The sequence below is a fragment of the Polaromonas sp. P1_E12 genome, from assembly GCF_056405975.1.
This window is the reverse complement of the sequence record NZ_JBFUBB010000002.1, coordinates 654,299-679,585: the sequence shown is the minus strand read 5'-3', so window position 1 is coordinate 679,585 and position 25,287 is coordinate 654,299. Positions and strand designations below refer to the sequence as shown.

The following is a 25,287-nucleotide window of genomic DNA, read 5'->3' as shown; positions in this document are numbered from 1 at the left end:
CATCATTTATAATTATTGATGCAAAATTCAGTTTGAAGTAAAATGCCCACTAACTCGCGTGCAGCGCTGATCGAAAGCAACGCCCACTCGAAGCTTTCGCACATTCAAAACACACCTTTATGCCCATGGCCGCAGTGTCCCTGACCCCTCGAGCGCTTTACGAAGAAGTGGCGGAGCTTTTGCGCCAGCGCATCTTCAACCGCGAGCTGACGCCGGGCAGCTGGATTGACGAGCTCAAGCTGGCCGAGGAATACGGCATCAGCCGAACGCCGCTGCGCGAAGCCCTGAAAGTGCTGGCCACCGAAGGCCTGGTCACGATGAAAGTGCGCCGCGGCGCCTATGTGACCGAAGTATCTGAACGCGACCTGGCCGACGTGTACCACTTGCTCGCGCTGCTGGAAAGCGATGCGGCCAGCGTTGTGGCAACCCAGGCCACGCCTGCCCAGTTAAAAGAACTGCAAAGCCTGCACAACGAACTGGAAAAAGCCGTTGCCAATCGCGAACGGTTCTTCGAGATCAACGAAGCCTTTCACATGCGCCTGCTGGAAATCGCCAACAACCGCTGGCGCGACCAGATGGTGGCCGATTTGCGCAAGGTGATGAAGCTGAACCGGCACAACTCGCTGCTCAAAAGTGGCCGCATTGAAGAGTCGCTTGCCGAGCATCGCGCCATCATGCAGGCGCTGTCGTCAGGCGACGCGAATGCCACCGCGCAGCGCATGCGGGAGCACTTCAGGAACGGACTGGAAGCGGCGGCCTGACAACCTGGCCTTCGGCCGACCCCTGAATGGAATGGAATCAGGCCTGCGGCACCGCCTCCCAGTGCTGCACCACCTTGCCATGTTTGTCCACACTTTCAAGCAGGACGGGAAAACCCCAAAGGCGCGCAACATGCTTGATCACCTCCTGGACATCGTCGGTGAGCGTTCGGTCGTTGTGGCGGCTGTGGCGCAAGGTCAGGGAGCGGGTCCCGCGTACGTCAACGTCCCAGACCTGTATGTTGGGCTCGCGGTAATTCAGGTCATGCTGGCGCGACAGCGCCTCGCGTACATGCCGATAACCCGCGTCGTCATGAATGGCCGCCACTTCAAGCTCGGACCTGCTCGCGTCATCCACCACTGAGAAGAGGCGGAATTCGCGTATCAGACGCGGCGAAAGGTATTGCCCGATGAAACTCTCGTCGCGGAAATGCCGCATCGCGTAGTCCAGCGTCTCCAGCCAGTTGGAGCCGGCAACGTCCGGCAACCACTGCCGGTCTTCTTCCGTGGGAGACTCGCAAATGCGTTTGAGGTCGCTGAACATGGCAAACCCCAGCGCGTAGGGGTTGACGCCGTTGTAGCCCGGATGTGTCACCGGCGGCTGGTAAATGACATTGGTGTGGGACCGCAGGCATTCGATCATGAAGCCGTCGGTCAGCAAGCCCTCGTCGTACAGGGAATTGAGCAGCGTGTAATGCCAGAAGGTGGCCCAGCCTTCATTCATGATCTGCGTCTGGCGCTGTGGGTAAAAATACTGGCCGATCTTGCGCACGATGCGGATCACCTCGCGCTGCCATGGCTCCAGCAGGGGCGCGTTCTTCTCGATGAAATACAGGATGTTTTCCTGCGGCTCCGGCGGAAAACGGCGATGGGTTTTTTCGGCCGGCTTGTCGGCAGACCTGGGGACTGTGCGCCACAGGTCATTGAGCTGCTGCTGCAGATAAGCCTCGCGGTCCTTGCGGCGGGCTTCTTCCTCCGCCAGCGACAGCTTCTGCGAGCGCTGGTAACGGTCCACGCCGTGGCTCATCAGGGCGTGGCAGGAATCCAGCAGTTGCTCGACCGCCTCCCAGCCGTGGCGCTCTTCGCACTCGGCAATGTAGGCCCGTGCGTACACCAGGTAATCGACGATGGCGCCGGCGTCGGTCCACATCTGGAACAGGTAGTTGCCCTTGAAGAAGGAGTTGTGGCCGTAGCAGGCATGCGCCATCACCAGCGCCTGCATGGGCATGGTGTTTTCTTCCATCAGGTAGGCGATGCAGGGGTTGGAATTGATCACGACTTCGTAAGCCAGCCCCATCTGGCCGCGTCGGTAATTTTTTTCCGTCGAGATGAACTCTTTGCCGAAGGACCAGTGCCGATAGTTCACCGGCATGCCTACCGAGGCATAGGCATCAATCATCTGCTCGGCCGTGATGACCTCGAGTTGAACCGGGTAGGTGTCCAGGCCGAAGGACTTTGCCTTTCGCGCAATCTCGCCGTGGTAGAGCTCGATCAACTCGAAGGACCAGTCGGATGGGCTGGGCAGGCAGGCATGCCGGCGCCCGGTGCCGGACAAGCCAGGCGCCGCCACTTCGGCAGGCTTTTTTGCGGTCTTTGTCATGGCTTGGCGCCTTTTTTGAACAACTCCCTGAACACCGGGAAAATTTCGTCCGCGGCTGCGACCTTGCGCATCGCGAAATTCCGGTTGTCCTCTTGCACCTGGGTGTACTCCTCCCAGAGGTTCTGGTCCTCTTCACCGACCTGGACATAGGCGAAATACCGCGACACCGGCAGCAGCTTGCCGACCAGCAACTCGCGGCAGCGGGCCGAGTCCTGGTGCCAGTTATCGCCGTCCGAAGCCTGGGCACCGTAGATGTTCCAGTCGCCGGGAGGGTAGCGCTCCTGGATGATCTGGTGCATCAAGGCCAGTGCGCTGGACACCACGGTGCCGCCGGTTTCGGTGGACTGGAAGAACTCCTCTTCGGACACCTCGGCGGCCTGGGTGTGGTGGCGAATGAAGATGACGTCGGTTTTCTCGTAATGCTTCCTGAGGAACAGGTACAGCAGGATAAAAAACCGTTTGGCGATGTCCTTGCGCGTTTCGTCCATGGAGCCCGATACATCCATCAGGCAAAACATGACCGCCTTGGCACTGGGCTGCGGCACCCTGACCCGGTTGCGGTAACGCAGGTCGAAGGGATCAAAAAACGGGATGGTCTTGAGGCGCCGGCGAAGCGCGTCGACTTGTGTCCTCAAGGAAAGAATCTCGTCAGGCAAATCCGGCGCGTCGCGCAGGGCCAGCGCCAGCTGCGCCTCCAGTTCATGCACCTGCCGCCGCGTCTCCCCGCCTATGGCGATGCGCCGGCTGAGCGCGACCCGCAGCGAACGCACCACGTGCAGGTTGGTTGGCGTTCCATCCGAGATGAAGCCGGCACGGCGGGATTTCCATTCCGGCGCATCGGGCAAAAGCTGGGTACGTATGAGATCGGGCAGCGCAAGGTCGTCAAAGAAGTACTGCATGAACTCTTCGCGTGTGATGCGAAAGACAAAGTCGTCTTCCCCCGCGCCGTCGGGACTGGCCTCACCGCCCGACCCGCCGCCGCTGCCACCCTGCGGCCGCGCGATGTGATCGCCGCGCACGTATTCACGGTTGCCGGGGTGCACGGTCTCGCGCGTGCCGCCGGTGTGCCCAAACACCGGCTGGTAAACATCGCGCCGCGGCAATGTGACGTCTTCGCCCTGTTCGATGTCATGGATGCTGCGGCCCGCGACAGCACGGCGCACGGCGTCACGTATCTGCCCGCGGAATCGGCGCAGGAAGCGCTCGCGGTTGCCGATGGACTTGTTCTTTCCCGCCAACCGCCTGTCAATGACTTGCTGGAGCACAGTGATCTCCGGTCACATACACATGACTACACCTGACACAGGACGCGCCGCCACGGCGCGCCGTGGGCCTCAGGAACTCTTGCGTACCCGCAGGTACCAGTCGCACAGCAACCGGACCTGCCGCGTGGTATACCCCTTGGCGACCATGCGGTTGACGAAGTCTTCGTGTTTTTGCTGCTCGTCCGCGCTGGCCTTGGCGTTGAACGAAATCACCGGCAACAGGTCTTCGGTGTTCGAGAACATTTTTTTCTCGATCACGGTGCGGAGTTTTTCGTAGCTGGTCCAGACCGGGTTCTTGCCCGCGTTGTTGGCGCGTGCGCGCAACACGAAATTGACAATCTCGTTACGGAAATCTTTCGGGTTGCTGATGCCGGCGGGCTTCTCGATTTTCTCGAGCTCGGCATTGAGCGCCGAGCGGTCGAAGATTTCACCGGTATCGGTATCGCGGTATTCCTGGTCCTGGATCCAGAAATCGGCGTAGGTCACATAACGGTCGAAAATGTTCTGCCCGTATTCCGAATAGGACTCCAGGTAGGCCGTCTGGATTTCCTTGCCGATGAACTCGGCATAACGCATGGCCAGGATTTCCTTGATGTAGGCCAGGTACTTCTGCTCGGTCTCAGGCGGGAACTGCTCGCGCTCGATCTGCTGCTCCAGTACATACATCAAATGCACCGGGTTGGCCGCGATTTCGGTGGAGTCGAAGTTGAACACCTTGGACAAAATCTTGAAGGCAAAGCGCGTCGAGATCCCATTCATTCCCTCATCGACGCCCGCATAGTCGCGGTATTCCTGGTAGCTCTTGGCTTTCGGATCGGTGTCCTTGAGGTTTTCACCGTCATACACCTGCAGCTTGCTGAAAATGCTGGAGCTCTCGGGCTCCTTCAGGCGCGTCAGCACAGCAAACTGCGCCATCATCTTCAAGGTGCCGGGGGCGCAGATGGCGTTGCGCAGCGAGGAGTTGTGAATCAGCTTTTCATAAATCTTCACCTCCTCCGACACGCGCAGGCAATACGGAATCTTGACGATGTAGATCCGGTCCAGGAAAGCCTCGTTGTTCCTGTTGTTCTTGAAAGCCTTCCACTCGCTTTCGTTGGAGTGCGCCATCACAATGCCGTCGAAGGGAATGGCGCCAAAGCCCTCCGTGCCCTTGAAGTTGCCCTCCTGGGTGGCGGTCAGCAAGGGATGCAGCACCTTGATGGGCGCCTTGAACATCTCGACAAATTCAAGCAGGCCCTGGTTGGACAGGCACAGGCCGCCGGAATAGCTGTATGCGTCGGGATCGTCCTGGGCGTAAGTCTCCAGCTTGCGGATGTCGATCTTGCCGACCAGCGAAGAGATGTCCTGGTTGTTCTCGTCGCCGGGCTCTGTTTTGGAAATGGCGCACTGCTTCAGGATGGAAGGAAAGCGCTTGACCACGCGGAACCGGCGAATGTCGCCACCGTACTCCTCGAGGCGCTTGACCGCCCACGGCGACATGACCCGCTGCAGGTAACGCGGTGCAATGCCGTACTGGGATTCGAGCAGCGGAAGGTCCTCTGCATTATTGAACAGGCTCAGCGGAGACTCATTAACAGGCGAGCCCTTCAAGGCGTAAAAAGGTACCTGCTCCATCAGCTGTTTGAGCCGCTCGGCGATGGACGACTTGCCGCCGCCCACCGGGCCGAGCAAGTACAGAATTTGCTTTTTCTCTTCCAGGCCCTGCGCGGCATGGCGGAAGTAAGAGACCACCTGCTCTATGGGATCCTCCAGGCCGTAGAAGTCGCGGAACGCCGGGTAGATCTTGATGACCTTGTTGCCGAACAGGCGCGACAGGCGCTGGTCATGCCGGGTGTCCAGCAGTTCAGGCTCGCCAATGGCGGCGAGCATCCGCTCAGCCGCAGTGGCGTAGACGAGAGGACTGCGCTTGCAGGCGTCGAGGTAGTCCTCAATGGACAGCTCCTCTTCTCGCGTCTGTTCATAACGCGTCAGAAAATTACGGACGACATCCATAAAGCCTCCTTTGCGCGCGGGAACCGAAGCACCCCGACTCGTGATGGAAATCTGCTTCAGATTCCGCGCAATGCATCGACTGTTATCTCACACCATGCGATTGATAGATCGCAGCGTCAACGGAAAGTTCCAAGGAACAATCGTCTCCATTATTTTCCAAATGCGCGAATAGGTACAGCGTATTTTTTAACGAATGCGGACGATATGTATGCGTGTGTGCACTATGTCGGCACCATCGCACGTCTGTCTTCATGGTCGTTGAGTTTGCTATTTTTTTAATAGCTCAGTGCGCAGGCAATCAGGCAGCTTTGAATGTTTTGTTGAAGAATGCAAAATCGCTGGCCGCGATTCATTTCAAACCCGGAGCGCATTCAACAGACAAAAATCACACACACGCATTGCATGGACAAACAGCAGGCCACTAGCTGAAGTCACCAATGCGTGTCAGGAATTTCAAGTGCCTTCTGTCAGTATCGGCCCTGAATGTTTTTTAGTCAGCCCCTTGTCGGCGCCCGTTACAAAAAATACGCCCGGCAATATCAATGCAGCACCCAACGCGTGGTGCCAGCCCAACGGTTCGCCCAGCACAACCCAGGCAGCCAGTGCCGCATAGAGGGGGCCCAGGTAAAGCGACACCGCCACACGGCTGGCGCCCAGGATTTTTTGCGCCCAGCCGTAAATCCAGTACGCGCCCAGTCCCGGCACAATCGCGGCCACCACGATCAGCCACAGCCCGTAGCCGCTTAACGGCAGGACATCAGGCCGCGACATTTCCCACACAGTCAAGGGAAGCAACACCAGGCTACCGCCTGCGCAGATGGCCGCCAGCCGGGCCGTGGCGCCAAGCGGGCTGGGCCACTGCTTTTGCAGCAAGGCATAGGCCGCCCATGACACCGTGGCAGCCACGATCCACAGGTCTCCCGCCGAGAACTGCACACCGGCCAGTGCCGTCCACTGGCCTTTGACCACCACATGCAGCACGCCGGCAATAGCCAGCACCACGCCCAAGCCCTGGCGCAGGCCCAGGCGCTCACCAAGCCAGATCACCGCCCCCAGACCTATCAGCACCGGCGACGCCGCATAAATAAGCGCGATATTCATCGCACCAGTGGAACGTGCCCCCTGGTAGACCCAAGCGCCACAAATCACCATGCCCAGGGTGCCCAGCACCAGGTACTGCCACCACACCTTGGCAATGTGGCTGCGCTGGCGCCACAGCTCGGACCGCGTGAGCACCAGCAGAAACAATGCCACCAGGCCCCAGCGCCCGAAAGCCAGCAGATAGGGGCCTATCACGCCCGGCGCCTTGCGCGCCACAATGTAGTTGACCGTCCAGAGCGCCGGTACCAGCCAGAGCAAGGCCAATGCCTGGCGCGCCTGTTTTTGCGCGGAATCAGGCATCGGCCATGGTGGTGGTGTCGACAAGCACTGATGGCGATAAAGCCGGCATTTCGTGTGCCAGCGCCATCACGGCATGCGGCGGCAAGTCGCGCAAGCGGTGGTCGCTCCAGACCTGGCGCCAACGCCGCGCACCAGGCAAGCCGTTGCGCAGACCCAGCATGTGGCGCGCAATGGCGCTCTTGGGCGTGCCATGCTCGGCAGCCTCGCGCACCATGTAGTCACACATCTGCGACTCCACAGCTTCACGGGTTGGCAGGGATTCGGCAGCGCCGAAGAAGGCGCTGTCCCAGGAAGCCAGCCACCAGGGGTTGTGATAGGCCTCACGGCCGATCATCACGCCGTCGAGCACGTTTAGCTGCTGTGACACCTGTTCCAGCGTGTTCAGGCCACCATTGATACAGATGACAAGGTGCGGAAATTCCTGCTTGAGGCGATGCACGAGCTCATAACGCAGCGGCGGCACCTCGCGGTTTTCCTTGGGGGAAAGGCCCTTGAGCCAGGCATTGCGCGCATGCACGATAAAGACCTTGCAACCGGCCTCGCTCACCGTACCCACAAAGTCGCGCACAAACTCATAGCTTTCAGCCTTGTCGATGCCGATGCGGTGCTTCACCGTGACCGGCACATCGACCACATCGACCATGGCTTTCACGCAATCAGCCACTAGCTGCGGCTCGGCCATCAGGCAGGCACCGAAAGCCCCGCGCTGCACGCGCTCGCTGGGACACCCGCAGTTGAGGTTGATTTCGTCATAGCCCCATTGTTCGCCCAGCTGCGCGCAGCGCGCCAGATCCACCGGCTCGCTGCCGCCCAGCTGTAACGCCACAGGATGTTCTTCGGCGTTGAAGCGCAAGTGGCGCTCCACGTCACCGTGGATCAAGGCACCCGTGGTCACCATTTCGGTGTAAAGCAAGGCGTGGCGCGACAGCAACCGGTGAAAGTGGCGGCAATGCCGGTCGGTCCAGTCCATCATCGGCGCCACGCTCAGCCGCCAGGGATGGCCCGGCAATGCGGCAGAGGCGCCAGATGCAGGCGCAGCGGGAAATGGAAAAAGGGCTGACATAGCCCCATTTTCCCAGAAAGGACGCACCCGCAGCTGCGCAGGGTCTTGGCCTGCGCAACCGGCTGAAACCCTGTCAGACTTCAGCGGTCTTGAATTCGTCCATCAGCTCCATTTTGCGCTGGCTCAGCTCGTCGGCCAATGCAACCAGGTCCAGCCTGGACTTGCGGGCTTTGACGAACATTTCCTCGCGCTCTTCCTTCACGTGGTGGTCGATGTATTCGCCCAGTACCGTCACGCGGGCGTCATACAGGTCGTCTTCCGGGTCCATTCCCGATATCTGCGCGATCAGGTCCTTGGCCGTACCGTGCTCCACTTCCGCCTCGTCGAGCAGCGCGTCGTCGTTGATGGCCGCGCGAACTTGAGGATAGAAGATTTCTTCTTCAATTTGCGCGTGTACCGTCAGCTCCTGGCAGATCTTGTCGGCTACTTCGCGCTTCTCCTCGCCGGACGCATGGCTGTCGCATAACTTCCTGAATGTGGTGAAAAGCTTTTTAACGGCAATATGGTCGGCATCCAGCAGATCTACAGCATCGTGCTTTTTTGGAGGTGCTTTGCTCATGGGGATCCTCTTTGGGGTTAATGGTCAGTCTGTTTGTGGGTTGAAATTCAATGCGGCCGGCAAAACCAATCGCCCAGCCAATTTAGGCCGACGCTCGCGCGAGATTTGTGGGAAACCCGGGAGCGCTTTTGTAGGAATACAGGAACCTGGCGGAGCCGAGCGAAAACCGTGGCGGCCTTGCTGCAGAGGTCCGTCTAATTCGCCCGAACCCGCGCGCTGCGGGCTGCCAAGCGGGTAATATGGGCGGCTACACCTCTCCGAACAGTTCAGGCCCTGAAGTGCAGGAACAAATGACGCCGACCATGCCGCACAACTCCACCTCACACGCACACGTTCCGCCCACATTCCGGATACATCCGCTTGTCGCACTGCTTCCGCTGACGTTGCTAATCGCCTGCACTTCAGTACCGCTTCCGCCATGGACGCCACCCTCCACACAGACTTCTGCGCCCTCACCAGCCCCAGCGCCCGCCGCGCAACGTCCTGCGCCTGCGGCCGCTGCGGTCCAGACCTCGCCCGTCGCGCCCCCAACAGCAACGGTCGGCCAACCCGCACCTTATAGCGACGCGGTTGCCGCGCGCTTTCCGGCACCCTCCGTTGTTTACAACACGCCAGGGCTTCAAGCCGGCCGCACCACGTTCACCACGCAGGCCGAGATCCAGGCATGGCTGCGCGAGCAGGCCGCCGCAGCTTCCCGCACGCCCGGGGTCAGGGCTGCCGTGCTGCCCATAGGCCGGTCACAGCGCGGTGAAACACTTGAAGCACTGGTCCTGACCCGCGCCGGCGGCACGGACCCCACGGTAATGCAGTCAGCAGGCAAGCCCACGGTGCTGCTGGTAGGCCAGCAGCACGGCGACGAGCCTGCCGGCAGCGAAGCGCTGCTGGTCATCGCTCGGGAGCTTGCCCAAGGTTTGCTGCAGCCTGCCCTGGACCGCATCAATGTGGTGATTGTTCCGCGCGCCAATCCTGATGGTGCAGCGAATGAGCAACGTGCGACCACAGGTGGGCTGGACATGAACCGCGACCACATGCTGCTCAACACGCCGGAAGCCCAGGCGCTTGCCAGGCTCGCCCGCGATTACCACCCCACCGTGGTAGTCGACGCCCATGAGTACACGGTCGTGGGCCGCTTCCTGCAGAAGTTCGGCAGCGTGCAGAAATTCGACGCGCTGTTCCAGTACGCCACCACCGCCAACCTGCCCGAGTTTTTGACCAAGGCCGCGGAAGAGTGGTACCGGCGCCCTCTGCTGGCAGCCCTCAAGGGCCAAAACCTCACCACGGAGTGGTACTACACCACCTCAAGCGACCTGGCCGACAAAAAAATCTCGATGGGCGGCACCCAACCCGACACCGGCCGAAATGTTTATGGACTGAAAAACGCCATCAGCCTGCTGATCGAAACACGCGGAGTTGGCATTGGCCGCCTGCATATCCAGCGGCGCGTTCACACCCATGTGACAGCCATCACCAGTGCGCTGGCGAGCACCGCCCAGCGCGCGAACGAGCTGCAACAGCTGCGGCCCTACCTCGACAAGGAAGTCGGCGCCAAAGCCTGCAAGGAGGAAGCAGTCGTGGAGGCAGCGCCTACTTCCGCACAGTACGACCTGCTCATGCTCGACCCCGTGACAGGCGCCGACAAGACCGTGTCCGTGGACTGGGATTCTGCCCTTGCGCTGCGCGTCCTTAAAGCTCGCGCACGCCCCTGCGGCTATTGGCTGTCGGCGGCCTCCACCGTGGCCGTCGACCGGCTGCGGCTGCACGGCGTCCATGTGCAGCGCGTTGCCGAACAGGGTTCCATGCTCGGCGACAGCTATCGGGAGACTTCCAGCACCTCGGGCGAACGCCAGGACGTACGCGGCACCATCGCCGACGCCAAGGCCGTTCTCAAAGTCCAGGTCAGCCTGACACGCGGCGTGGTGGACGTGCCTCGCGGCAGCTACTACGTGCCGCTGAATCAACCGCTTGGCAACCTGGTGTTTGCTGCACTGGAGCCCGACACCCAGAGCAGCTACTTCGCCAACCAGCTCCTGCAGGGCCTGCAAAGCACGGTGCGTGTGATGGCTGAGCCGACCATCAAGCTAGAGGACTTGTAGCCCCCACGGTCGCTCACTTCGTGTAGCTTCCTGCCCCCTGAGGGGGCCGCAGCGCCTGCGGCCCCTGCTGGCATAAGAGGTGAGCCTCGGGCCTGACTTGACGTCTGCGTCTGACAGGAAGAGGATGTGATTGCTGACCGGGAATTTACAGTTTTCGCGCCTTAATGATTCGTTGAACCAACGCAATGCATGAAAGGACTCGCCATGAAGAACTTCGAACTGACTAAAAAAATGCTCAGTATGGGGGGTGTCTTTTACCCCACCGGCTACGCCTTCATCATGTTCCCGAATCTTGAAGACGCCAGGCACGTGGCCCATGAACTGGAAATGGCCAGTAACAGCATCATGCTGCTGACACCGGAAGACATCCTCGAAGACATCGGCAAGGCGGATGGCCATTCGGACGTGAGCCTGCCGCGTGTCGGCACTGAGGGCGCAACAGTTCACAAGTACGTGGACCTCGCACGGGAAGGCCACCACGCGCTGATGATTCCGGTGCCGTCCAAAGACGCCACGGAGCGCATCATGGAAGTCGTGCGGAGGGTGCCTTTTTCCTATGCGCAGAAGTACCACAGCCTGGCGATCGAGGACCTGGAGTAACGCCTGTCCCGCAGGTGCCCAAGGACCATCGGGGCAGATTGAAAACCGGCCCGGGTTTAAGGCACACTGCGCCTCATGCCCCTGCCCAGCCACACGCCAGATCCATTCACTACAGCGCCCCGCGCCCGCCAGCTCATTGAACAGCTGCGGCTGAAACCGCATCCCGAAGGAGGCTGGTACTGCGAGGTGTTCCGCTCCACACAGCAAGTTGCGCCGCAGGACGGAAGACCGGTGCGCAACGCACTGACCTCTATTTACTTTCTGCTTGACGCCACACAGCACTCTCGCTGGCACCGCGTTCTTTCTGACGAAGTGTGGGTCCATCTGGAGGGCGCACCACTCGATCTCTGGACATGGAACGCGGAGGACAACCGCCTGAGCAGCACGGCGCTGGGCCCTGTCAGCGTAGCAACCACCCCTCAACACGTTGTAGAGGCCGGCCTTTGGCAGGCAGCCAGGCCACAGGCGAATGCCGCGATGGGCTACACCCTCATGGCCTGCATGGTGGGTCCGGGCTTTGATTTTTCCGACTTCCGGATGATGGAGCCGGGCGGCAACGAAGCCCGGCAAATCGCCGCCGACCATCCACAGCTGGCGCCATTGATCTAACGCTCAACAAGTTCAAAAACCCCGAGGATTTCCCATGATTGACCTGCACTACTGGCCTACACCCAACGGCTGGAAAATTTCCATCATGCTGGAAGAATGCGGCCTGCCTTACCGGCTGGTCCCGGTGAACATCGGCAAGGGTGAGCAGTTCACGCCGGAATTTCTCGCGATCAGCCCCAACAACCGCATGCCGGCCATCGTCGACCACGCGCCTGCCGGCGGTGGGGCGCCTGTGGCGGTGTTTGAGAGCGGCGCCATACTGGTGTACCTGGCTGAAAAGACCGGCCGCTTTCTGCCTGCCGAATTGCGCGAGCGCTACCAGGCTATGCAGTGGCTGATGTGGCAGATGAGTGGGCTCGGTCCCATGGCGGGGCAAAACGGGCATTTTCTTTTGTATGCGCCGGACAAAATCCCCTATGCGATCGAGCGCTACAGCAAGGAAGTGGACCGCCTTTACGGCGTGCTCGATGCGCAACTGGCACGAACCGGTGTGCATGTGGCGGGTGCTGCTTACTCCATCGCCGACATGGCCATCTTTCCCTGGGTGCGTACACACAAGGCTCAGCAGGTTGACTTGCAAAAATTTCCCCATGTACAACGCTGGTACGACGCCCTGTTTGAAAGGCCTGCCGTCAAACGCGGGCTGAACCTGGGCAAGGAACTGCGCGCACCGGCGCTGACCGATGAGGCACGCAAGGCCCTGTTTGGCCAGACAGCGCAAAGCGTACGGGACGGCGCGCACAAGGTTTCCTGACCCCCTTTTCCTTCCTCAAAAATCGAGATACCCATGATTGAATTCTTCTTCGACTGCTCCAGCCCCTGGACCTACATCGCTTTTCGCAACATCCAGCCGCTGGCAGCCGAGTTAGGGGAAGCCATTCGCTGGCGGCCGGTGCTGGTAGGAGGCATCTTCAACAGCGTCAACAAAGGCATTTATGCCGCGCGGGAAGACATGAATTCGCCGAAGAACCGCTATACGCTCAAGGACGTGCAGGACAACGCGCGCCAAGCGGGCCTGAAGATTTCATTTCCACCCCAGGTATTTCCGGTCAACAGTGTCAAGGCCATGCGCGGCTGTCTGTGGATTGCACAGGATGCCACGGCCGAGCTGCACTACCTTGAGTTTGTCGAAGCCACCTTCGCGGCGTATTTCACCCGTGAGGAAGACATCTCCCAAGACGAGGTGCTGACCGCCATCTGCCGACAGACCGGCATCAACGCGGAGGCATTTTTGACCGGCATTGCACAACCCGATATCAAGGAGCAGCTCAAGGCCAACACCGACGAAGCGATCCGGCGCGGTGCGTTCGGTTCACCCACCTTCTTTGTGGGTGACGACATGTATTTCGGCAACGACAGGCTAGCGCTGGTGCGCTCCGCCGTGTTGCGGGCCAAAGCAAGCACCTAATGCGCTGCGGTTGACGCGCCCGCGGTGCCGGCGCGCTCCAGCACATGGCGCGCCATGGACTGCGCCAGCTCCTGTTCACCGAGGAAGACCTTGCCGGCCTTCTCGTTGTCGAGCAGGCGCGCCTCGGCCTCGTTGTGGGTGCGTACCACGGTTTCAATGGCCGGATTCAGTGAACGCGCAGTGGCGACCATACGTCTGACGTCCAGCGTGTCGGGCGTCGCGATCACGAGCATGCGCGCCTGCGCGATGTGAGCCTGAACCAGAACTTCCGCCTCCACCGCATCGCCAGACACGGCCGCGATACCCTGTTCCCGAAGCTGTTCCACTGCCTCGCGATTCTGCTCTGCCACCACAAACGGAATGTGATGGGACTTCAGTGCATCGGCGATGCGCCGTCCTACCCGTCCATAGCCCACCAGCACCACATGATTCGACAAATACTTCTGGTCGGTCGTGGCCGGCAGCTCGGCTGTCGGGTCATCGCGGGCCTCCAGCTTGCGCGCCAGGGGTGACTTCGCCAGGATCCATTGCTGCAAGGGTTCAACGGCCTTGAAGACCAGCTGGTTGAGTGCAATCGAGATCAGCGCACCCGCCAGCACCAGGCTTTGCCCTTCGGGGGGCAGCAGACCCAGCGATGCACCCAGGCCCACCAGAATGAACGAGAACTCGCCGATCTGCGCGAGACTGGCCGAGACGGTGAGCGCGGTGTTCAGGGGATAGCGAAATACCATCACCAGCAAGCCGGCCGCCAATGTCTTGCCGACGATGATGATGCCCACCACGGCCAGCACCTGCAGTGGCCGCTCCAGCAATACCCAGGGGTCGAACAACATGCCTACCGACACGAAAAACAGCACGGCGAAAGCGTCGCGCAATGGCAGCGACTCTTCAGCAGCCCGGTGGCTGAATTCAGATTCGCGCATCACCATGCCGGCGAAGAAGGCGCCGAGCGCAAAGGACACACCAAACAGCGCCGTCGCGCCGAACGCGATGCTCACGGCGGCGGCCACCACGCACAGCGTGAACAGCTCGCGCGAGCCAGTGCGCTGCACCTGCCACAGCACCCAGGGGAAGAAGCGGCGCCCCACCACCAGCATCAGCGCCACAAAACCGCCCACCTGCAGCAGCGTAATGCCCAGTGTTTTCCACAGCGCATTGACATCGGCATCGACCTTGCCCGACAGCCAGCCGCCCAGCGGCGGAAGAAGAACGAGCACCAGCACCATGGCCAGGTCCTCCACGACCAGCCAACCCACGGCAATCCGCCCATTGACCGAGTCGAGGATGCCGCGGCTTTCAAGGGCCCGAAGCAGCACCACGGTACTGGCGACCGACAGCGACAGGCCAAACACCAGCGCCCCGCCGAGGTTCCAGCCCCACCAGTGCGCAAGGCCCATGCCGAGCGCGGTGGCAACCGTCATCTGCACGATGGCGCCAGGCACCGCGATCTTGCGCACCGCCAGCAGGTCGTCCAGCGAGAAATGAAGCCCGACGCCGAACATCAGCAGCATCACCCCGATTTCAGCGAGCTGGCTCGCGATCTCCGCATCCGCCACAAAGCCGGGCGTGAACGGCCCGATGATCACACCCGCGAGCAGGTAACCCACCAGCGCGGGCAAACGCAGCCGCACGGCGAGAAAACCAAAAATCAGGGCCAGACCCAAGCCGGCGGCAATCGTGCTGATCAGGGAAACGCTATGGGGCATGCGAGAGGGATTCCTTCTGGAAACGATCAAGAGCCCGTTCAGACTCAAGGGAAAGCCTGCGACGCAGCCCGGCATACGGGCTGTCCCCGTAGAACATGTCTCTTTAATTTACTACAGACGATTGAAATGGCCCATGGCCAATTCCCCACGCGTTCGCAGGTTGTTTACGCCAAACAGTCAGACATTAAAAAACCCGCCGAAGCGGGTTTTGATCAACCGCCCGGACGACGGTGCTCAGCCCATGTGCAGGCCGCCATTGAGCGAGAAGTCGGCGCCGGTGGCGTAGCCGCCTTCATCGGACGCGATCCAGGAAATGATGGAGGCAATCTCCTCGGGCTGGCCGAGCCGTTTGGCGGGCACGCCTGCGACGATTTTCTCCAGCACGTCAGGGCGTATGGCTTTGACCATGTCGGTGCCGATATAGCCGGGGCTTACCGTGTTGACCGTCACGCCCTTGGCGGCCACCTCTTGCGCCAGCGCCATCGTGAAGCCGTGCAGGCCGGCCTTGGCGGTGGAATAGTTCACCTGGCCGAACTGGCCCTTCTGGCCGTTGACCGACGAGATGTTGATGATGCGCCCGAAACCCGCTTCAATCATGCCCTCGATGACCTGTTTGGTCACGTTGAACATGCTGTTGAGGTTGGTGGAGATCACGGCATCCCAATCGGCCTTGCTCATCTTGCGGAACTGGCCATCGCGCGTGATGCCGGCGTTGTTGACCAGCACAGCCACGGGGCCATGCTCGGCCTTGACCTTGTCAAAGGCCGTGACGGTGGAATCCCAGTCGCCGACGTTTCCCACGGAAGCATAAAAAGTATGGCCCAGGGCTTTTTGCTCGTCGAGCCATTTGGTGAAGTCGCGCGTGGGGCCGCATCCGGCGATCACCGTGAACCCATCCTTGTCCAGCCGTTGGCAGATGGCAGTTCCAATGCCGCCCATACCGCCCGTGACATACGCTACTTTCTTTGCCATTTCGCTCTCCTTGATTTTGTGAATTATTCGAAACCGTTTACCTGATGACTTCCCTGCCGAACGGCCCACCGTGATTCGCTATCGATTTAATAGCTGCTTGCGCACGGTGCAAGCCAGTCTCAGCCTCTTTTACCTTATATTCAGCGTTCCAGTGTGAGGGCAACCCCCATGCCGCCGCCGATGCAGAGGCTGGCAATCCCTTTTTTCGCATCGCGCCGCGCCATTTCGTGCAGCAGCGTCACCAGGATGCGGCAGCCGGACGCGCCAATCGGGTGGCCGATCGCGATGGCGCCGCCGTTGACGTTGACCTTGCTGGTGTCCCAGCCCATCTCCTTGTTCACCGCGCAGGCCTGGGCAGCAAAGGCTTCGTTGATTTCGAGCAGGTCGAGGTCCTGGGCCTTCCAGCCTGCGCGCTGCAGCGCCTTGGTCGACGCGGGTACCGGGCCCATGCCCATGTAGGCCGGGTCGAGACCGGTGGTTGCGTAGCTGGCGATGCGCGCCAATGGCTTGAGGCCCAGTGCGGCGGCTTTTTTGGCCGTCATGACCATCACCGCGGCAGCGCCGTCATTCAGGCCCGAGGCATTACCGGCCGTCACACCACCAGCCTTGTCAAACGCTGGGCGCAGGCCCGCCAGGCCTTCGGCGCTGGTTTTGCGGTTGATGAATTCGTCCGCGGCAAATACCACCGGATCACCTTTTTTCTGCGGAATGGTGATGGAGATGATTTCATCCTTGAACTTGCCGGCGTCCTGCGCGGCCGCGGCCTTGGTCTGGCTGCCCAGGGCCAAGGCGTCCTGCGCCTCGCGGCTAATCTCGTATTTCTTCGCCACGTTTTCGGCGGTAATGCCCATGTGGTACTGGTTGTAGACATCCCACAGGCCGTCGACGATCATGGAGTCGATCATCTTCCAGTCGCCCATGCGCTGGCCGTCGCGCGAACCGTTGAGTACGTGCGGCGCGGCGCTCATGTTTTCCTGGCCGCCGGCAATGACGATTTCGCTGTCACCCGTGGCCACAGCCTGCGCTGCCAGCATGACGGCTTTGAGGCCGGAGCCGCAGACCGCATTGATGGTCAGGCCCGGAATGCCGTTGGGAAAACCTGCCTTGATGACCGACTGGCGTGCCGGGTTCTGGCCGACACCGGCGGTCAGAACCTGGCCCATGATGACCTCGCCGAGCTGGTCGGCGCTGAGGCCGGAACGCTCCAGCACACCCTTGATGACGGCTGCGCCGAGCTCGGTTGCGGGTATTTTGGCGAGCGAGCCGCCGAATTTACCGACGCCGGTGCGGCCGGCAGCAACGATAACGATGTCTTCCATGATGTGTCCCTTTTGAAGTTTTAGGATGCGTTTATGAATGCGTTTATAAATGCGGTCTGAGAGGCGCGGCTTGCTGTGTCAGGCTTTTGCCTTGACATAGCGGCCCGGCGCAGGCTCGATGGCTTTGTACTTGCGGCTGCCATAGGTTTTGGGTGCAGCAATTTGCTTGCCAGCATGGCCCTTGAGCCATTCCGACCAATCCGTCCACCAGCTGCCAGGATGTTCTGTCGCGCCTTCGAGCCAACCGGCTTGCGTCGCGGGAAACTTCCCCTGTGGCAGCTTGTCACGGGTCCAGTAGCTTCGTTTTTTCTTGGCCGGCGGGTTGATCACACCCGCAATATGGCCGGAAGCACCCATGACAAAACGTTTTTTTCCAGGCAAGTGCTGCGTGGAGGCATAGGCGCCGCCAATCGGCACGATGTGGTCTTCACGCGAGCCGTAGATGTACACAGGAATGTCGACCTTGCGCAAGTCTACTTTCTGGCCGCACACCACGGTCTTGCCCGGCTTGATGAGATTGTTCTCAAAATAGGTATTGCGCAGGTACCAGGCGTAAAACGGGCCCGGCAGGTTGGTGGAGTCGCTGTTCCAGTACAGCAGGTCAAACGGAGGCGGTGTTTCGCCCTTCAGGTAATTGCCGACCACGTAATTCCAGACAAGGTCGTTTGGTCGCAGGAAGCTGAAGGTGGAAGCCAGGTCTTGCCCCTTGAGCAAGCCGCCCTCCCCCATCTCGGCCTCACGGTACTTGACCGAGGTTTCGTCGATGAAGATATCAAGGATGCCGGTGTCGGTGAAATCAAGAAACGAGGTGAGCAACGTGGCACTGGCCACCGGCTTTCTACCCTGTGCGGCCAGCACGGACAGCGCTGTTCCGAGGATGGTGCCGCCCACGCAAAAACCCAGTGCGTTCAGGGTCTTGGCGCCGGTGATCTCCTGCACTACCTCGATCGCCTTGATGGCGGCGTGCTCGATGTAGTCGTCCCACGTCTTCCGGGCCATCGACTCGTCCGGATTGCGCCAGCTCACCACGAAGGTGCGGTGGCCCTGGCTGACGGCATAGCGGATCAGCGAGTTCTCGGGCTGCAGGTCAAGGATGTAGAACTTGTTGATGCATGGCGGGATCAGCAGGAAAGGCTTTTCGTACACCTTTGCCGTCAGGGGCTTGTACTCCAGCAGTTGAAAGAATTCATTTTCAAACACCACCGCGCCTTCGGTGGTGGCAACGTTTTTACCGACCTCGAACACACGCTCGTCGGTCATGGATACGTGGCCCTGCTTCAGATCGTGCAGCAGGTTGGTGAGACCCTGGGCGATGCTTTCGCCCTGGCTCTCGATGGCTTTTTGCTGCGCCTCTGCATTGAGCGCCAGGAAATTGCTGGGCGCCGTGGCCGCCATCCATTGCTCGACCGCGAAGCGCACGCGTGCGCGGGTCTTTGCGTCGCCTTCGACGGCGTCGGCCAGGGCCATGAGGGTGCGGGCGTTCAGCAGATAGGTGGAAGCCGAAAATTTCGAGACGGGGTTGGTCTTCCAGGCCGCGCTTGAAAACCTGCGGTCAGAAGACACCAGCGTATCGGCGCCGTCCTGCAACCCCTGGTTCCACAGGGCTGAGGCGTCCGCGATATAGCGCTGCTGCAATTCCTGGAGCCTGGCCGGATCGAACTGGAGTGCCGGTGGGGTCTGGCCTGTGCTGAATGCACCCATTGGCGCAAATCCGTTGTTTGCACCAGTATTGAAGCCGGCGCTTGATCCGGCGTTTGCCATGACACTCATGGCCTGCTGCAGGCCTGCCGCAAAGGTCTCTTGCATCTGCCGGGCCGCTTCGGCCTGCTTTGCGTCAAAATTCATCTTGTCTCCCCGATCCATGTTGAGTCCTGGTGACTCTTTTGAGCACACCAACAGTATCGTAGGATTTGCATTACAAATTGCTCACCAGGGCCGCGGAGTTCTACGTATTTATGTATTTGATTGTCATCGCCTGGATTTACGTTGTGCTCATGATGAGTGTTGCCGAAGCCACCAACAGCAACGGCACACTTCTGGGGGCACTGGTCACCTTTGTACTCTATGGACTGGGTCCTGTGGCATTGGTGGTTTACCTGATGGGTGCACCTGCCCGCAGCAAGGCGATCAAGAAGCGCGCAGCAGAGGAGCGCCTGCAGCAAACTGCAGACGCGGACGCAGCCCCAGACAAACCCTCACCGTCACACGCGCCAGATACAGGCGGCCATGCGCCCCGTGGCGCCAAACCCATTACCAGTGACGCCGGCATCCCGCCGGTGGGAAAAGAACCTTGACGGATTGCCCACGGTGCACCATGCATCGCTGCCATCATTGCCGTACACCTGTGTAATCCCCATCGCCTTGAGGCGCAACCGCGCCAGCGCCGGCAAGTCGGCCAAGTATTTATCGCTGCCGCACGGCGTAAAGCAGCGGCCGGCGTCAGACTGAACGGTTTCGAACGCGGCCTTGACTTCAGCGCCGACTTCGAACGCTGCAGGCCCGATGCACGGTCCGAGCCATGCTATTATTTTGATAGCTGATTGCGCTTGTTTTTGTTGGGCCAGAGCCCGAAATGACTCATAAACTGCCTCAAGTACACCGTGCGGGCCCGTCGGACTTCCTGCCAGCCCGCGCCAGCCCGCATGCGCTGCGGCCACCACAGCGCCCTCTTCGCTCGCGAACAGCACCGGCAAGCAATCGGCCACCATGATGGTGCAGGCAAGTCCCGCCTGATCCGTCACGCAGGCATCGGCTGTCTGGCCGTCGGCGGCATCGGCGCTCAACACCAGCACCTCGCTGCCATGCACCTGCTGAAGGAACACCGGGTGGCTGCCCGTTGCCCGCCGCAGCACATCGCGGTTCGCCGCAACATTGGCCGGCTGGTCGCCGACGTGGTCACCCAGGTTCAGGCTGTCATAGGGAACGGGCGACACGCCACCGGCACGTGTGGTGAACACTGCACGCACGCCGGCAGGCGCCGGCCAGTCGGGAATCAGCCAATCAGTATGCAAAACAGGCACCGGTAATTTTCCGACGGGCCGCCCCCAGGAAAATTGGCCCCTGAGGGGCTGGAGCCTGCGGCTCCGAACCTGCTTGAGCAGGTTTGGACAGGCGACAGAGGCGTAGCGTCTCGCAAGCCGCGGCCTGCAAGGCCTCGTGAACCACACGAAGTGGGGAACGTGGGGGCCACATATTTAGGCTTCGTTGTCGGGGCAGGCCGAAGGCTGGGCTTTCTGGAAGGCCGGCAGCGCCATACAGGCGTCGAACGCGGCCATGGTGCGCGGCAGTCCGTCAAAACTCACGTTAAAGCGTTTGGCATTGAATATCTGCGGCACCAGGCAGCAATCAGCCAGTGTCGGTGTATCGCCATAGCAATAGGTCGATGCCGGCAATTGGGCCAGCTGGCGTTCAAAGGCCTCCAGGCCTTCACGGCACCAGTGCACATACCAGGCGTTCTTTGCAGCTTCGTCGAGCTTGAGTTCCTTGACCAGGTATTTCAGGACGCGCAGGTTATTGACGGGATGGATTTCGCAGGCAATGGACTGCGCCAGCGCGCGCACCTTGGCGCGGCCCAATGCATCCGCCGGCAGCAAGGCCGGTTCCGGGTATTTTTCATCCAGGTATTCGATGATGGCCATCGACTGCGACAGCTTTTCCCCATCGACTTCCAGCAGGGGCACCAGGGTGTCGGCGGCCAGGGCGGCGTAAGGCGACTGCTTGTGCTCCCCTTTGGCAATGTGCACAGGAATGTAGTCGTAGCTCAGGCCCTTGAGCTCCATCGCAATGCGTACACGAAACGACGAAGAAGAGCGGAAATAGTTGTGGAGTTTCATCTCTAAAGCATAAACCCAAACCTTGCCAGCCCGCCGCGCGAATCGCCTGCGCGACTGGTGCAAAGCCCGGTCGCCGCTACCATTCTGGCGACAACCTTCCCCAATTCAGCGGAGACCACCATGAGCGCCATCGCCACCTTAGCCAACCACCAGATTCGCCTGGCAAGCCGCCCCGTCGGCTTGCCCACACGCGACAACTGGAGCTTCACCACCGAGCCCGTGGCCGAACCCGGCCCGGGCGACGTGCTCGTCAAAACCCTTTACCTGTCGCTGGACCCGGCCATGCGCGGCTGGATGAACGACGCCAAAAGCTACATCCCGCCGGTGGAAATCGGCGCCGTGATGCGTGCCGGCGGTGTGGGCAAAGTGATCGCCTCGCAAAACCCGGCCTTTGCCGTGGGCGACTACGTGAACGCCGCACTCGACGTGCAGGAATATTGCCTGATCCCGGCCGACCAGATCAAGCGCAGCGGCATGTTCAAGATCGACCCGCGCCTGGGCCTCACATCCTGGCTTAATGTGCTGGGCCTGCCCGGCATGACCGGCTACTTCGGCCTGCTGGAAGTCGGCCTGCCCAAGGCCGGCGAAACCGTCGTGGTTTCCGGCGCGGCCGGCGCCGTGGGCCAGACAGTAGGCCAGATCGCCAAGCTCAAGGGTTGCCGGGTGGTGGGCATTGCCGGGGGCAAGGCCAAGTGCGACTGGGTGGTCAAGGAACTGGGCTTTGACGCCTGCATCGACTACAAGAACGGCGACGTGCGTGCCGGATTGAAGGAACATTGCCCCAAGGGCATCGACATCTACTTCGACAACGTGGGCGGCGAGATCCTGGACATGGTGCTGGCGCGGCTGGCGCGCGGCGCCCGCATCATCATCTGCGGCGCCATCAGCCAATACAACAACACCACGCCCGTGAAGGGCCCCGCCAATTATTTATCGCTGCTGGTCAATCGCGCCCGCATGGAAGGCATCGTGGTATTTGATTACGCCGACCGCTACCACGTCGGTGTGGCGGAGATGGCCGGCTATCTCAAGGCCGGCACCATGAAAAGCAAGGAAGACATCGTCGTGGGGCTGGACACCTTCCCGGAAACACTGCTCAAGCTTTTCAACGGCGAGAACTTCGGCAAACTGGTGCTGCAGGTGGCCAAAGACTGAGGGCCGATGCGCCGGCTGCTGCCGGCGTTGGGTGCCGCTTACTTCGCATTGCGCACCAGGCGCACGACGGCCGCCGTGGCACGCGGGGCTTCACCGGCACTGCCGTCGCTGAAGCCCACAAAGGTGAAATAGCCCGGGCCGGTGCTGCTCGATGTCCAGAAGCGCGCCACGGGCGTGCCCGGAAAAGCATTCGGATCTATCGCCGCCTTGTCCACGTCAGCCTCTCGTGCAGAGACGATGCTGGAGAGTTCTTTGAGAATCGGCAAGCGCCATTGGGCCTCCGGCGCGGAAGCCGCCTTGGCACGCGCGGCCGCATCGGGATGGTTCAGGAAAGCCGGTTGCCCGGTGCAGGTCTTGCCCTTCCAGACCATGCCCTCCGCGCAACGCCGCCAGACCAGGCCGGTGCGGCTGTCGGTGACTTCCTGGTTGTCTGCGGATACGCTGAAACGCTCCTGCGCAAAACTTGCGCTGGACAATGCCAACAGCAAAAGGGAAAGACCCAAGGTGTGAACAGAATTGCGGTGCATAGAAATCTCCATGGCCGGAGCGGCCTTGCAGCCTTACGACTTGTTACCAATACTAGGCAAGTTATCTCGCTGCAACCATAGGGAACCTATGTAGGGGGTAGTACTTAGCGCTCACGCACTGTTTGTGTGCGGGCGCATTCAGGCGTCAGGGTTGATGCAGCTGGTAGTCATGCCCGAGCCCGCCACCATCAAGAACCTCCTGCGTGACCTGCTCAACCAGAAAATCCAGCAGCACGCGCACGCGCGCCGGCAAGCGGCCGCCCCGGCCGACAAATACTGCATGGATGGGTTCGCGCTCGCCCGGGTTCAGGCTTTCAGCCACCGGCACCAGGCGGCCCGCGTCAATGTCGCGGCCGACGTGGAACATCGACATGCGGGCTAGCCCCGCCCCCGCCAGTACCAGGTGGCGCAGCGCCTCGCCGTCGCTGGCACGCGCATAGCCGGTGATCGGCAACTGCTGAACCTGCCCGTCTACCCGTACCGGCCAGTAATGCATATTGCGCTTGAAGGTATGGGCCAGGCGCTGGTGCACTTCCAGCTCTTCCAGTGTGCGCGGTGTGCCGTGCCGGGCGAGGTACCCGGGACTGCCGACAATCACCTGCGCCGTATCGCCCAGGCGCCGCGCCACCAGTTGGGACGACGCAAGTGCACCCCAGCGGATTGCCACATCGGTGCGCTCATCCAGCAAGTCGACCACGCGGTCGGTCAAGGTAATGTCCAGCAAGATATCCGGAAAGCGCTCGTGAAAGGCCGGCACCAACGGCAGCAGCAAGCAGTGCGCGGTGGGCATGCTGGCGTTGATGCTGACGCGCCCGCGCGGCATGGCGCCGGCGGCCGCACCGCGTTCGGCCTCGTCCATGTCGGCCAGCACGCGCGTGCTCTGCTCGTAAAACGTCGTGCCTTCGGGTGTGAGCTGCAACTTGCGCGTAGTGCGGTTGACAAGCCGCGTACCCAGCCGCGCCTCCAGACGGGTCACCAGCTTGCTGACGGCCGAAGGGGTCATGCACAGCTGCCGGGCGGCAGCCGAAAAACCGCCCTTGTCCACGACCTGGACAAAGGCCTCCATCTCGCCGGAGCGGTTGACGTCTATGCGGGGCATGAACTGGTATTTTTGCGTGAATTATTGTGAATTGAATTCATAAATGATTGTCTTTTCGGCATTCTAGTCAAGATAGCACTTAGTCTTCACACTCAGCACATCCTCTTTTTAGGCGACTTTCATGGATGCGCGCAAATCACTCCCTTCACTTCCGTTAGGCCTGCTGGCCCTCACCGCGGGCTCCTTTGGCATCGGCACGACAGAATTTGTCATCATGGGCCTGCTGCTGCAGGTCTCAGCCGACCTGGGCGTCACCATCGCGTCGGCGGGGTTGCTGATTTCAGGCTACGCGCTGGGCGTGGCGGTGGGCGCGCCGGTGCTGACGCTGGCCACGCGCAAGCTGCCGCGCAAAACCGTGCTGCTGGCCCTCATGGCCATCTTCACGCTGGGCAACCTGGCCTGCGCGCTGGCGCCGGACTACGGCAGCCTCATGGCCGCCCGCGTCATTACCTCGATGGCGCACGGCACCTTCTTCGGCGTGGGCTCCATCGTGGCCACCGGCCTGGTCGCGCCCGAGCGCAAGGCCTCGGCCATCGCCATCATGTTCAGCGGGCTGTCGCTGGCCACCCTGCTCGGCGTGCCCGCTGGCGCCTGGCTGGGCCTGCACTACGGCTGGCGTTCCACTTTCTGGGTGGTGACGCTGATCGGCTTGCTCGCCTTTGTGGTGCTGGCCATTTTTGTGCCGCGCAGCGCGGCTGAAAACGGTACCTCGACCATCCGGCAAGAGCTGGCCGGCCTGGCCCGCCCGCAAGTACTGCTGGGCCTCTTGATGACGGTGCTCGGCTTCGCCGGCCTGTTTGCGATCTTCACCTACATCCAGCCCATCCTCACGCAGATCACCGGCTTCAGCGAAGCGGCGGTGTCGCCCATCCTGCTGGTGTTTGGCGGTGGCTTCTTTGTGGGCAATCTGCTGGGTGGACGCCTGGCCGACCGCGGGCTGCGGATGTCGCTGCTGCTCACACTGGGCGCGCTCGCGCTGGTGCTGGGCGTGATGGGCTTTGTGCTGCATTCGCCGGTGGCCACGGTGGTGTTTGTCGGGCTGCTGGGCGCGGCCTCTTTTGCCACGGTGGCGCCGCTGCAGATGCGCGTGCTGCAGCAGGCGCACGGCGCAGGCCAGAACCTGGCGGCCAGCCTCAACATCGGTGCCTTCAATGTGGGCAATGCGCTGGGCGCGTGGCTGGGCGGCCTGGTCGTCAACAGTTCCTTCGGGCTGGGCGGCTTGAGCTGGCTGGCTGCGCTGATCACGGTGGCCGGCATCGCGGTCACTCTGTACAGCCTGTCGCGCGACAAGGCCGAGCCGCGCGCCATCCCCGTCACTTGCTGAGAGA

At 61.2% G+C, this 25,287-nt stretch carries 22 protein-coding genes; 8 read left to right on the top strand and 14 right to left on the bottom strand.

Annotated features, from left to right (window positions below):
- Positions 1 to 125 precede the first annotated feature (125 nt).
- Positions 126 to 761, top strand: coding sequence for a GntR family transcriptional regulator (locus AC1D13_RS09000; protein WP_457280400.1), 636 nt, complete (start codon positions 126 to 128; stop codon positions 759 to 761).
- A 37-nt stretch (positions 762 to 798) separates the two neighbouring features.
- Here the strand turns inward: AC1D13_RS09000 and AC1D13_RS08995 are convergent, their stop codons facing one another.
- From AC1D13_RS08995 to AC1D13_RS08970, 6 genes are all read right to left on the bottom strand, one after another.
- Positions 799 to 2,358: a SpoVR family protein gene (locus AC1D13_RS08995; RefSeq protein ID WP_457280399.1), complete on the bottom strand. Its 1,560-nt coding sequence runs from the start codon at positions 2,356 to 2,358 to the stop codon at positions 799 to 801.
- Positions 2,355 to 3,629 carry a YeaH/YhbH family protein gene (locus AC1D13_RS08990; protein WP_457280971.1) on the bottom strand — a complete coding sequence of 425 codons (1,275 nt, stop codon included), beginning with the start codon at positions 3,627 to 3,629 and terminating at the stop codon, positions 2,355 to 2,357. Before AC1D13_RS08990 ends, AC1D13_RS08995 begins: the two co-directional genes overlap by 4 nt.
- A 63-nt stretch (positions 3,630 to 3,692) precedes the next feature.
- Positions 3,693 to 5,615 (bottom strand): PrkA family serine protein kinase, encoded by a 1,923-nt coding sequence (locus tag AC1D13_RS08985; RefSeq protein WP_457280398.1) that lies wholly within the window; start codon positions 5,613 to 5,615, stop codon positions 3,693 to 3,695.
- Between the two features lie 453 nt (positions 5,616 to 6,068).
- Positions 6,069 to 7,016, bottom strand: coding sequence for a DMT family transporter (locus tag AC1D13_RS08980; RefSeq protein WP_457280397.1), 948 nt, complete (start codon positions 7,014 to 7,016; stop codon positions 6,069 to 6,071).
- Complete coding sequence (gene dusA, locus AC1D13_RS08975) at positions 7,009 to 8,079, bottom strand: tRNA dihydrouridine(20/20a) synthase DusA (protein ID WP_457280396.1); 1,071 nt, start codon at positions 8,077 to 8,079, stop codon at positions 7,009 to 7,011. The genes AC1D13_RS08980 and dusA overlap by 8 nt, the downstream gene beginning before the upstream one ends.
- 73 nt (positions 8,080 to 8,152) lie before the next feature.
- A complete protein-coding gene (locus AC1D13_RS08970) occupies positions 8,153 to 8,638 on the bottom strand; it encodes a hemerythrin domain-containing protein (protein ID WP_457280395.1) in 486 nt (161 codons plus the stop codon).
- 290 nt (positions 8,639 to 8,928) lie between these two features.
- Between AC1D13_RS08970 and AC1D13_RS08965 the strand changes: the two genes are divergently transcribed.
- From AC1D13_RS08965 to AC1D13_RS08945, 5 genes are all read left to right on the top strand, one after another.
- Positions 8,929 to 10,731: a M14 family metallopeptidase gene (locus tag AC1D13_RS08965; RefSeq protein ID WP_477689376.1), complete on the top strand. Its 1,803-nt coding sequence runs from the start codon at positions 8,929 to 8,931 to the stop codon at positions 10,729 to 10,731.
- Positions 10,732 to 10,935: 204 nt separating this feature from the next.
- The gene (locus AC1D13_RS08960) at positions 10,936 to 11,331 is read left to right on the top strand and encodes an RNA-binding protein (protein ID WP_477689375.1); all 396 of its coding nucleotides are present in this window, start codon (positions 10,936 to 10,938) and stop codon (positions 11,329 to 11,331) included.
- Between the two features lie 75 nt (positions 11,332 to 11,406).
- On the top strand, positions 11,407 to 11,940 hold the full coding sequence (locus AC1D13_RS08955; protein WP_457280393.1) for a cupin domain-containing protein: 534 nt from the start codon (positions 11,407 to 11,409) through the stop codon (positions 11,938 to 11,940).
- Positions 11,941 to 11,974: 34 nt separating this feature from the next.
- Positions 11,975 to 12,694 (top strand): glutathione binding-like protein, encoded by a 720-nt coding sequence (locus AC1D13_RS08950; protein ID WP_477689374.1) that lies wholly within the window; start codon positions 11,975 to 11,977, stop codon positions 12,692 to 12,694.
- Positions 12,695 to 12,727: 33 nt separating this feature from the next.
- Entirely contained in the window at positions 12,728 to 13,348 is a 621-nt protein-coding gene (locus AC1D13_RS08945; protein WP_477689373.1) for a DsbA family protein, read from the top strand.
- Here AC1D13_RS08945 and AC1D13_RS08940 read toward each other — a convergent pair.
- The 6 genes from AC1D13_RS08940 to maiA all read right to left on the bottom strand — a co-directional run bounded on the left by AC1D13_RS08940 (position 13,345) and on the right by maiA (position 21,178).
- Positions 13,345 to 15,054 (bottom strand): cation:proton antiporter domain-containing protein, encoded by a 1,710-nt coding sequence (locus tag AC1D13_RS08940; RefSeq protein WP_477689372.1) that lies wholly within the window; start codon positions 15,052 to 15,054, stop codon positions 13,345 to 13,347. The genes AC1D13_RS08945 and AC1D13_RS08940 overlap by 4 nt on opposite strands.
- 234 nt (positions 15,055 to 15,288) lie before the next feature.
- Complete coding sequence (phbB, locus tag AC1D13_RS08935) at positions 15,289 to 16,026, bottom strand: acetoacetyl-CoA reductase (RefSeq protein WP_457280389.1); 738 nt, start codon at positions 16,024 to 16,026, stop codon at positions 15,289 to 15,291.
- A 140-nt stretch (positions 16,027 to 16,166) separates the two neighbouring features.
- Complete coding sequence (locus tag AC1D13_RS08930; RefSeq protein ID WP_457280388.1) at positions 16,167 to 17,345, bottom strand: acetyl-CoA C-acetyltransferase; 1,179 nt, start codon at positions 17,343 to 17,345, stop codon at positions 16,167 to 16,169.
- Between the two features lie 78 nt (positions 17,346 to 17,423).
- A complete protein-coding gene (gene phaC / locus AC1D13_RS08925) occupies positions 17,424 to 19,190 on the bottom strand; it encodes a class I poly(R)-hydroxyalkanoic acid synthase (RefSeq protein ID WP_477689371.1) in 1,767 nt (588 codons plus the stop codon).
- A gap of 356 nt (positions 19,191 to 19,546) precedes the next feature.
- Positions 19,547 to 20,356 (bottom strand): peptidoglycan editing factor PgeF, encoded by an 810-nt coding sequence (gene pgeF, locus AC1D13_RS08920; RefSeq protein ID WP_477689370.1) that lies wholly within the window; start codon positions 20,354 to 20,356, stop codon positions 19,547 to 19,549.
- Positions 20,357 to 20,539: 183 nt separating this feature from the next.
- Complete coding sequence (gene maiA / locus AC1D13_RS08915; RefSeq protein WP_477689369.1) at positions 20,540 to 21,178, bottom strand: maleylacetoacetate isomerase; 639 nt, start codon at positions 21,176 to 21,178, stop codon at positions 20,540 to 20,542.
- 120 nt (positions 21,179 to 21,298) lie between these two features.
- Between maiA and AC1D13_RS08910 the strand changes: the two genes are divergently transcribed.
- Entirely contained in the window at positions 21,299 to 22,333 is a 1,035-nt protein-coding gene (locus AC1D13_RS08910) for an NADP-dependent oxidoreductase (RefSeq protein WP_477689368.1), read from the top strand.
- A 38-nt stretch (positions 22,334 to 22,371) separates the two neighbouring features.
- On the opposite strand, the gene AC1D13_RS08905 is transcribed toward AC1D13_RS08910, so the two are convergent.
- Together AC1D13_RS08905 and AC1D13_RS08900 are read right to left on the bottom strand one after the other, a co-directional pair.
- Positions 22,372 to 22,860 (bottom strand): Lcl C-terminal domain-containing protein, encoded by a 489-nt coding sequence (locus AC1D13_RS08905; RefSeq protein WP_457306593.1) that lies wholly within the window; start codon positions 22,858 to 22,860, stop codon positions 22,372 to 22,374.
- A gap of 145 nt (positions 22,861 to 23,005) precedes the next feature.
- Positions 23,006 to 23,959 carry a LysR family transcriptional regulator gene (locus AC1D13_RS08900; RefSeq protein WP_457280382.1) on the bottom strand — a complete coding sequence of 318 codons (954 nt, stop codon included), beginning with the start codon at positions 23,957 to 23,959 and terminating at the stop codon, positions 23,006 to 23,008.
- 121 nt (positions 23,960 to 24,080) lie between these two features.
- On the opposite strand from AC1D13_RS08900, the gene AC1D13_RS08895 reads away from it, so the two are divergent.
- Positions 24,081 to 25,283 (top strand): MFS transporter, encoded by a 1,203-nt coding sequence (locus AC1D13_RS08895; protein WP_457280381.1) that lies wholly within the window; start codon positions 24,081 to 24,083, stop codon positions 25,281 to 25,283.
- The last annotated feature ends 4 nt before the right edge of the window (positions 25,284 to 25,287 follow it).

Excerpts from the sequence above, each read along its gene's own strand:
- maiA (WP_477689369.1), bottom strand. The coding sequence starts at position 21,178 with ATGAAACTCCACAACTATTTCCGCTCTTCTTCGTCGTTTCGTGTACGC.
- AC1D13_RS09000 (WP_457280400.1), top strand. The coding sequence starts at position 126 with ATGGCCGCAGTGTCCCTGACCCCTCGAGCGCTTTACGAAGAAGTGGCG.
- AC1D13_RS08930 (WP_457280388.1), bottom strand. The coding sequence starts at position 17,345 with ATGGAAGACATCGTTATCGTTGCTGCCGGCCGCACCGGCGTCGGTAAA.
- phaC (WP_477689371.1), bottom strand. The coding sequence starts at position 19,190 with ATGAATTTTGACGCAAAGCAGGCCGAAGCGGCCCGGCAGATGCAAGAG.
- AC1D13_RS08970 (WP_457280395.1), bottom strand. The coding sequence starts at position 8,638 with ATGAGCAAAGCACCTCCAAAAAAGCACGATGCTGTAGATCTGCTGGAT.
- AC1D13_RS08900 (WP_457280382.1), bottom strand. The coding sequence starts at position 23,959 with ATGCCCCGCATAGACGTCAACCGCTCCGGCGAGATGGAGGCCTTTGTC.
- AC1D13_RS08955 (WP_457280393.1), top strand. The coding sequence starts at position 11,407 with ATGCCCCTGCCCAGCCACACGCCAGATCCATTCACTACAGCGCCCCGC.
- AC1D13_RS08965 (WP_477689376.1), top strand. The coding sequence starts at position 8,929 with ATGACGCCGACCATGCCGCACAACTCCACCTCACACGCACACGTTCCG.
- AC1D13_RS08980 (WP_457280397.1), bottom strand. The coding sequence starts at position 7,016 with ATGCCTGATTCCGCGCAAAAACAGGCGCGCCAGGCATTGGCCTTGCTC.
- AC1D13_RS08985 (WP_457280398.1), bottom strand. The coding sequence starts at position 5,615 with ATGGATGTCGTCCGTAATTTTCTGACGCGTTATGAACAGACGCGAGAA.
- AC1D13_RS08950 (WP_477689374.1), top strand. The coding sequence starts at position 11,975 with ATGATTGACCTGCACTACTGGCCTACACCCAACGGCTGGAAAATTTCC.
- AC1D13_RS08960 (WP_477689375.1), top strand. The coding sequence starts at position 10,936 with ATGAAGAACTTCGAACTGACTAAAAAAATGCTCAGTATGGGGGGTGTC.
- AC1D13_RS08940 (WP_477689372.1), bottom strand. The coding sequence starts at position 15,054 with ATGCCCCATAGCGTTTCCCTGATCAGCACGATTGCCGCCGGCTTGGGT.
- AC1D13_RS08995 (WP_457280399.1), bottom strand. The coding sequence starts at position 2,358 with ATGACAAAGACCGCAAAAAAGCCTGCCGAAGTGGCGGCGCCTGGCTTG.
- AC1D13_RS08895 (WP_457280381.1), top strand. The coding sequence starts at position 24,081 with ATGGATGCGCGCAAATCACTCCCTTCACTTCCGTTAGGCCTGCTGGCC.
- phbB (WP_457280389.1), bottom strand. The coding sequence starts at position 16,026 with ATGGCAAAGAAAGTAGCGTATGTCACGGGCGGTATGGGCGGCATTGGA.
- dusA (WP_457280396.1), bottom strand. The coding sequence starts at position 8,079 with ATGTCAGCCCTTTTTCCATTTCCCGCTGCGCCTGCATCTGGCGCCTCT.
- AC1D13_RS08945 (WP_477689373.1), top strand. The coding sequence starts at position 12,728 with ATGATTGAATTCTTCTTCGACTGCTCCAGCCCCTGGACCTACATCGCT.
- AC1D13_RS08910 (WP_477689368.1), top strand. The coding sequence starts at position 21,299 with ATGAGCGCCATCGCCACCTTAGCCAACCACCAGATTCGCCTGGCAAGC.
- AC1D13_RS08905 (WP_457306593.1), bottom strand. The coding sequence starts at position 22,860 with ATGCACCGCAATTCTGTTCACACCTTGGGTCTTTCCCTTTTGCTGTTG.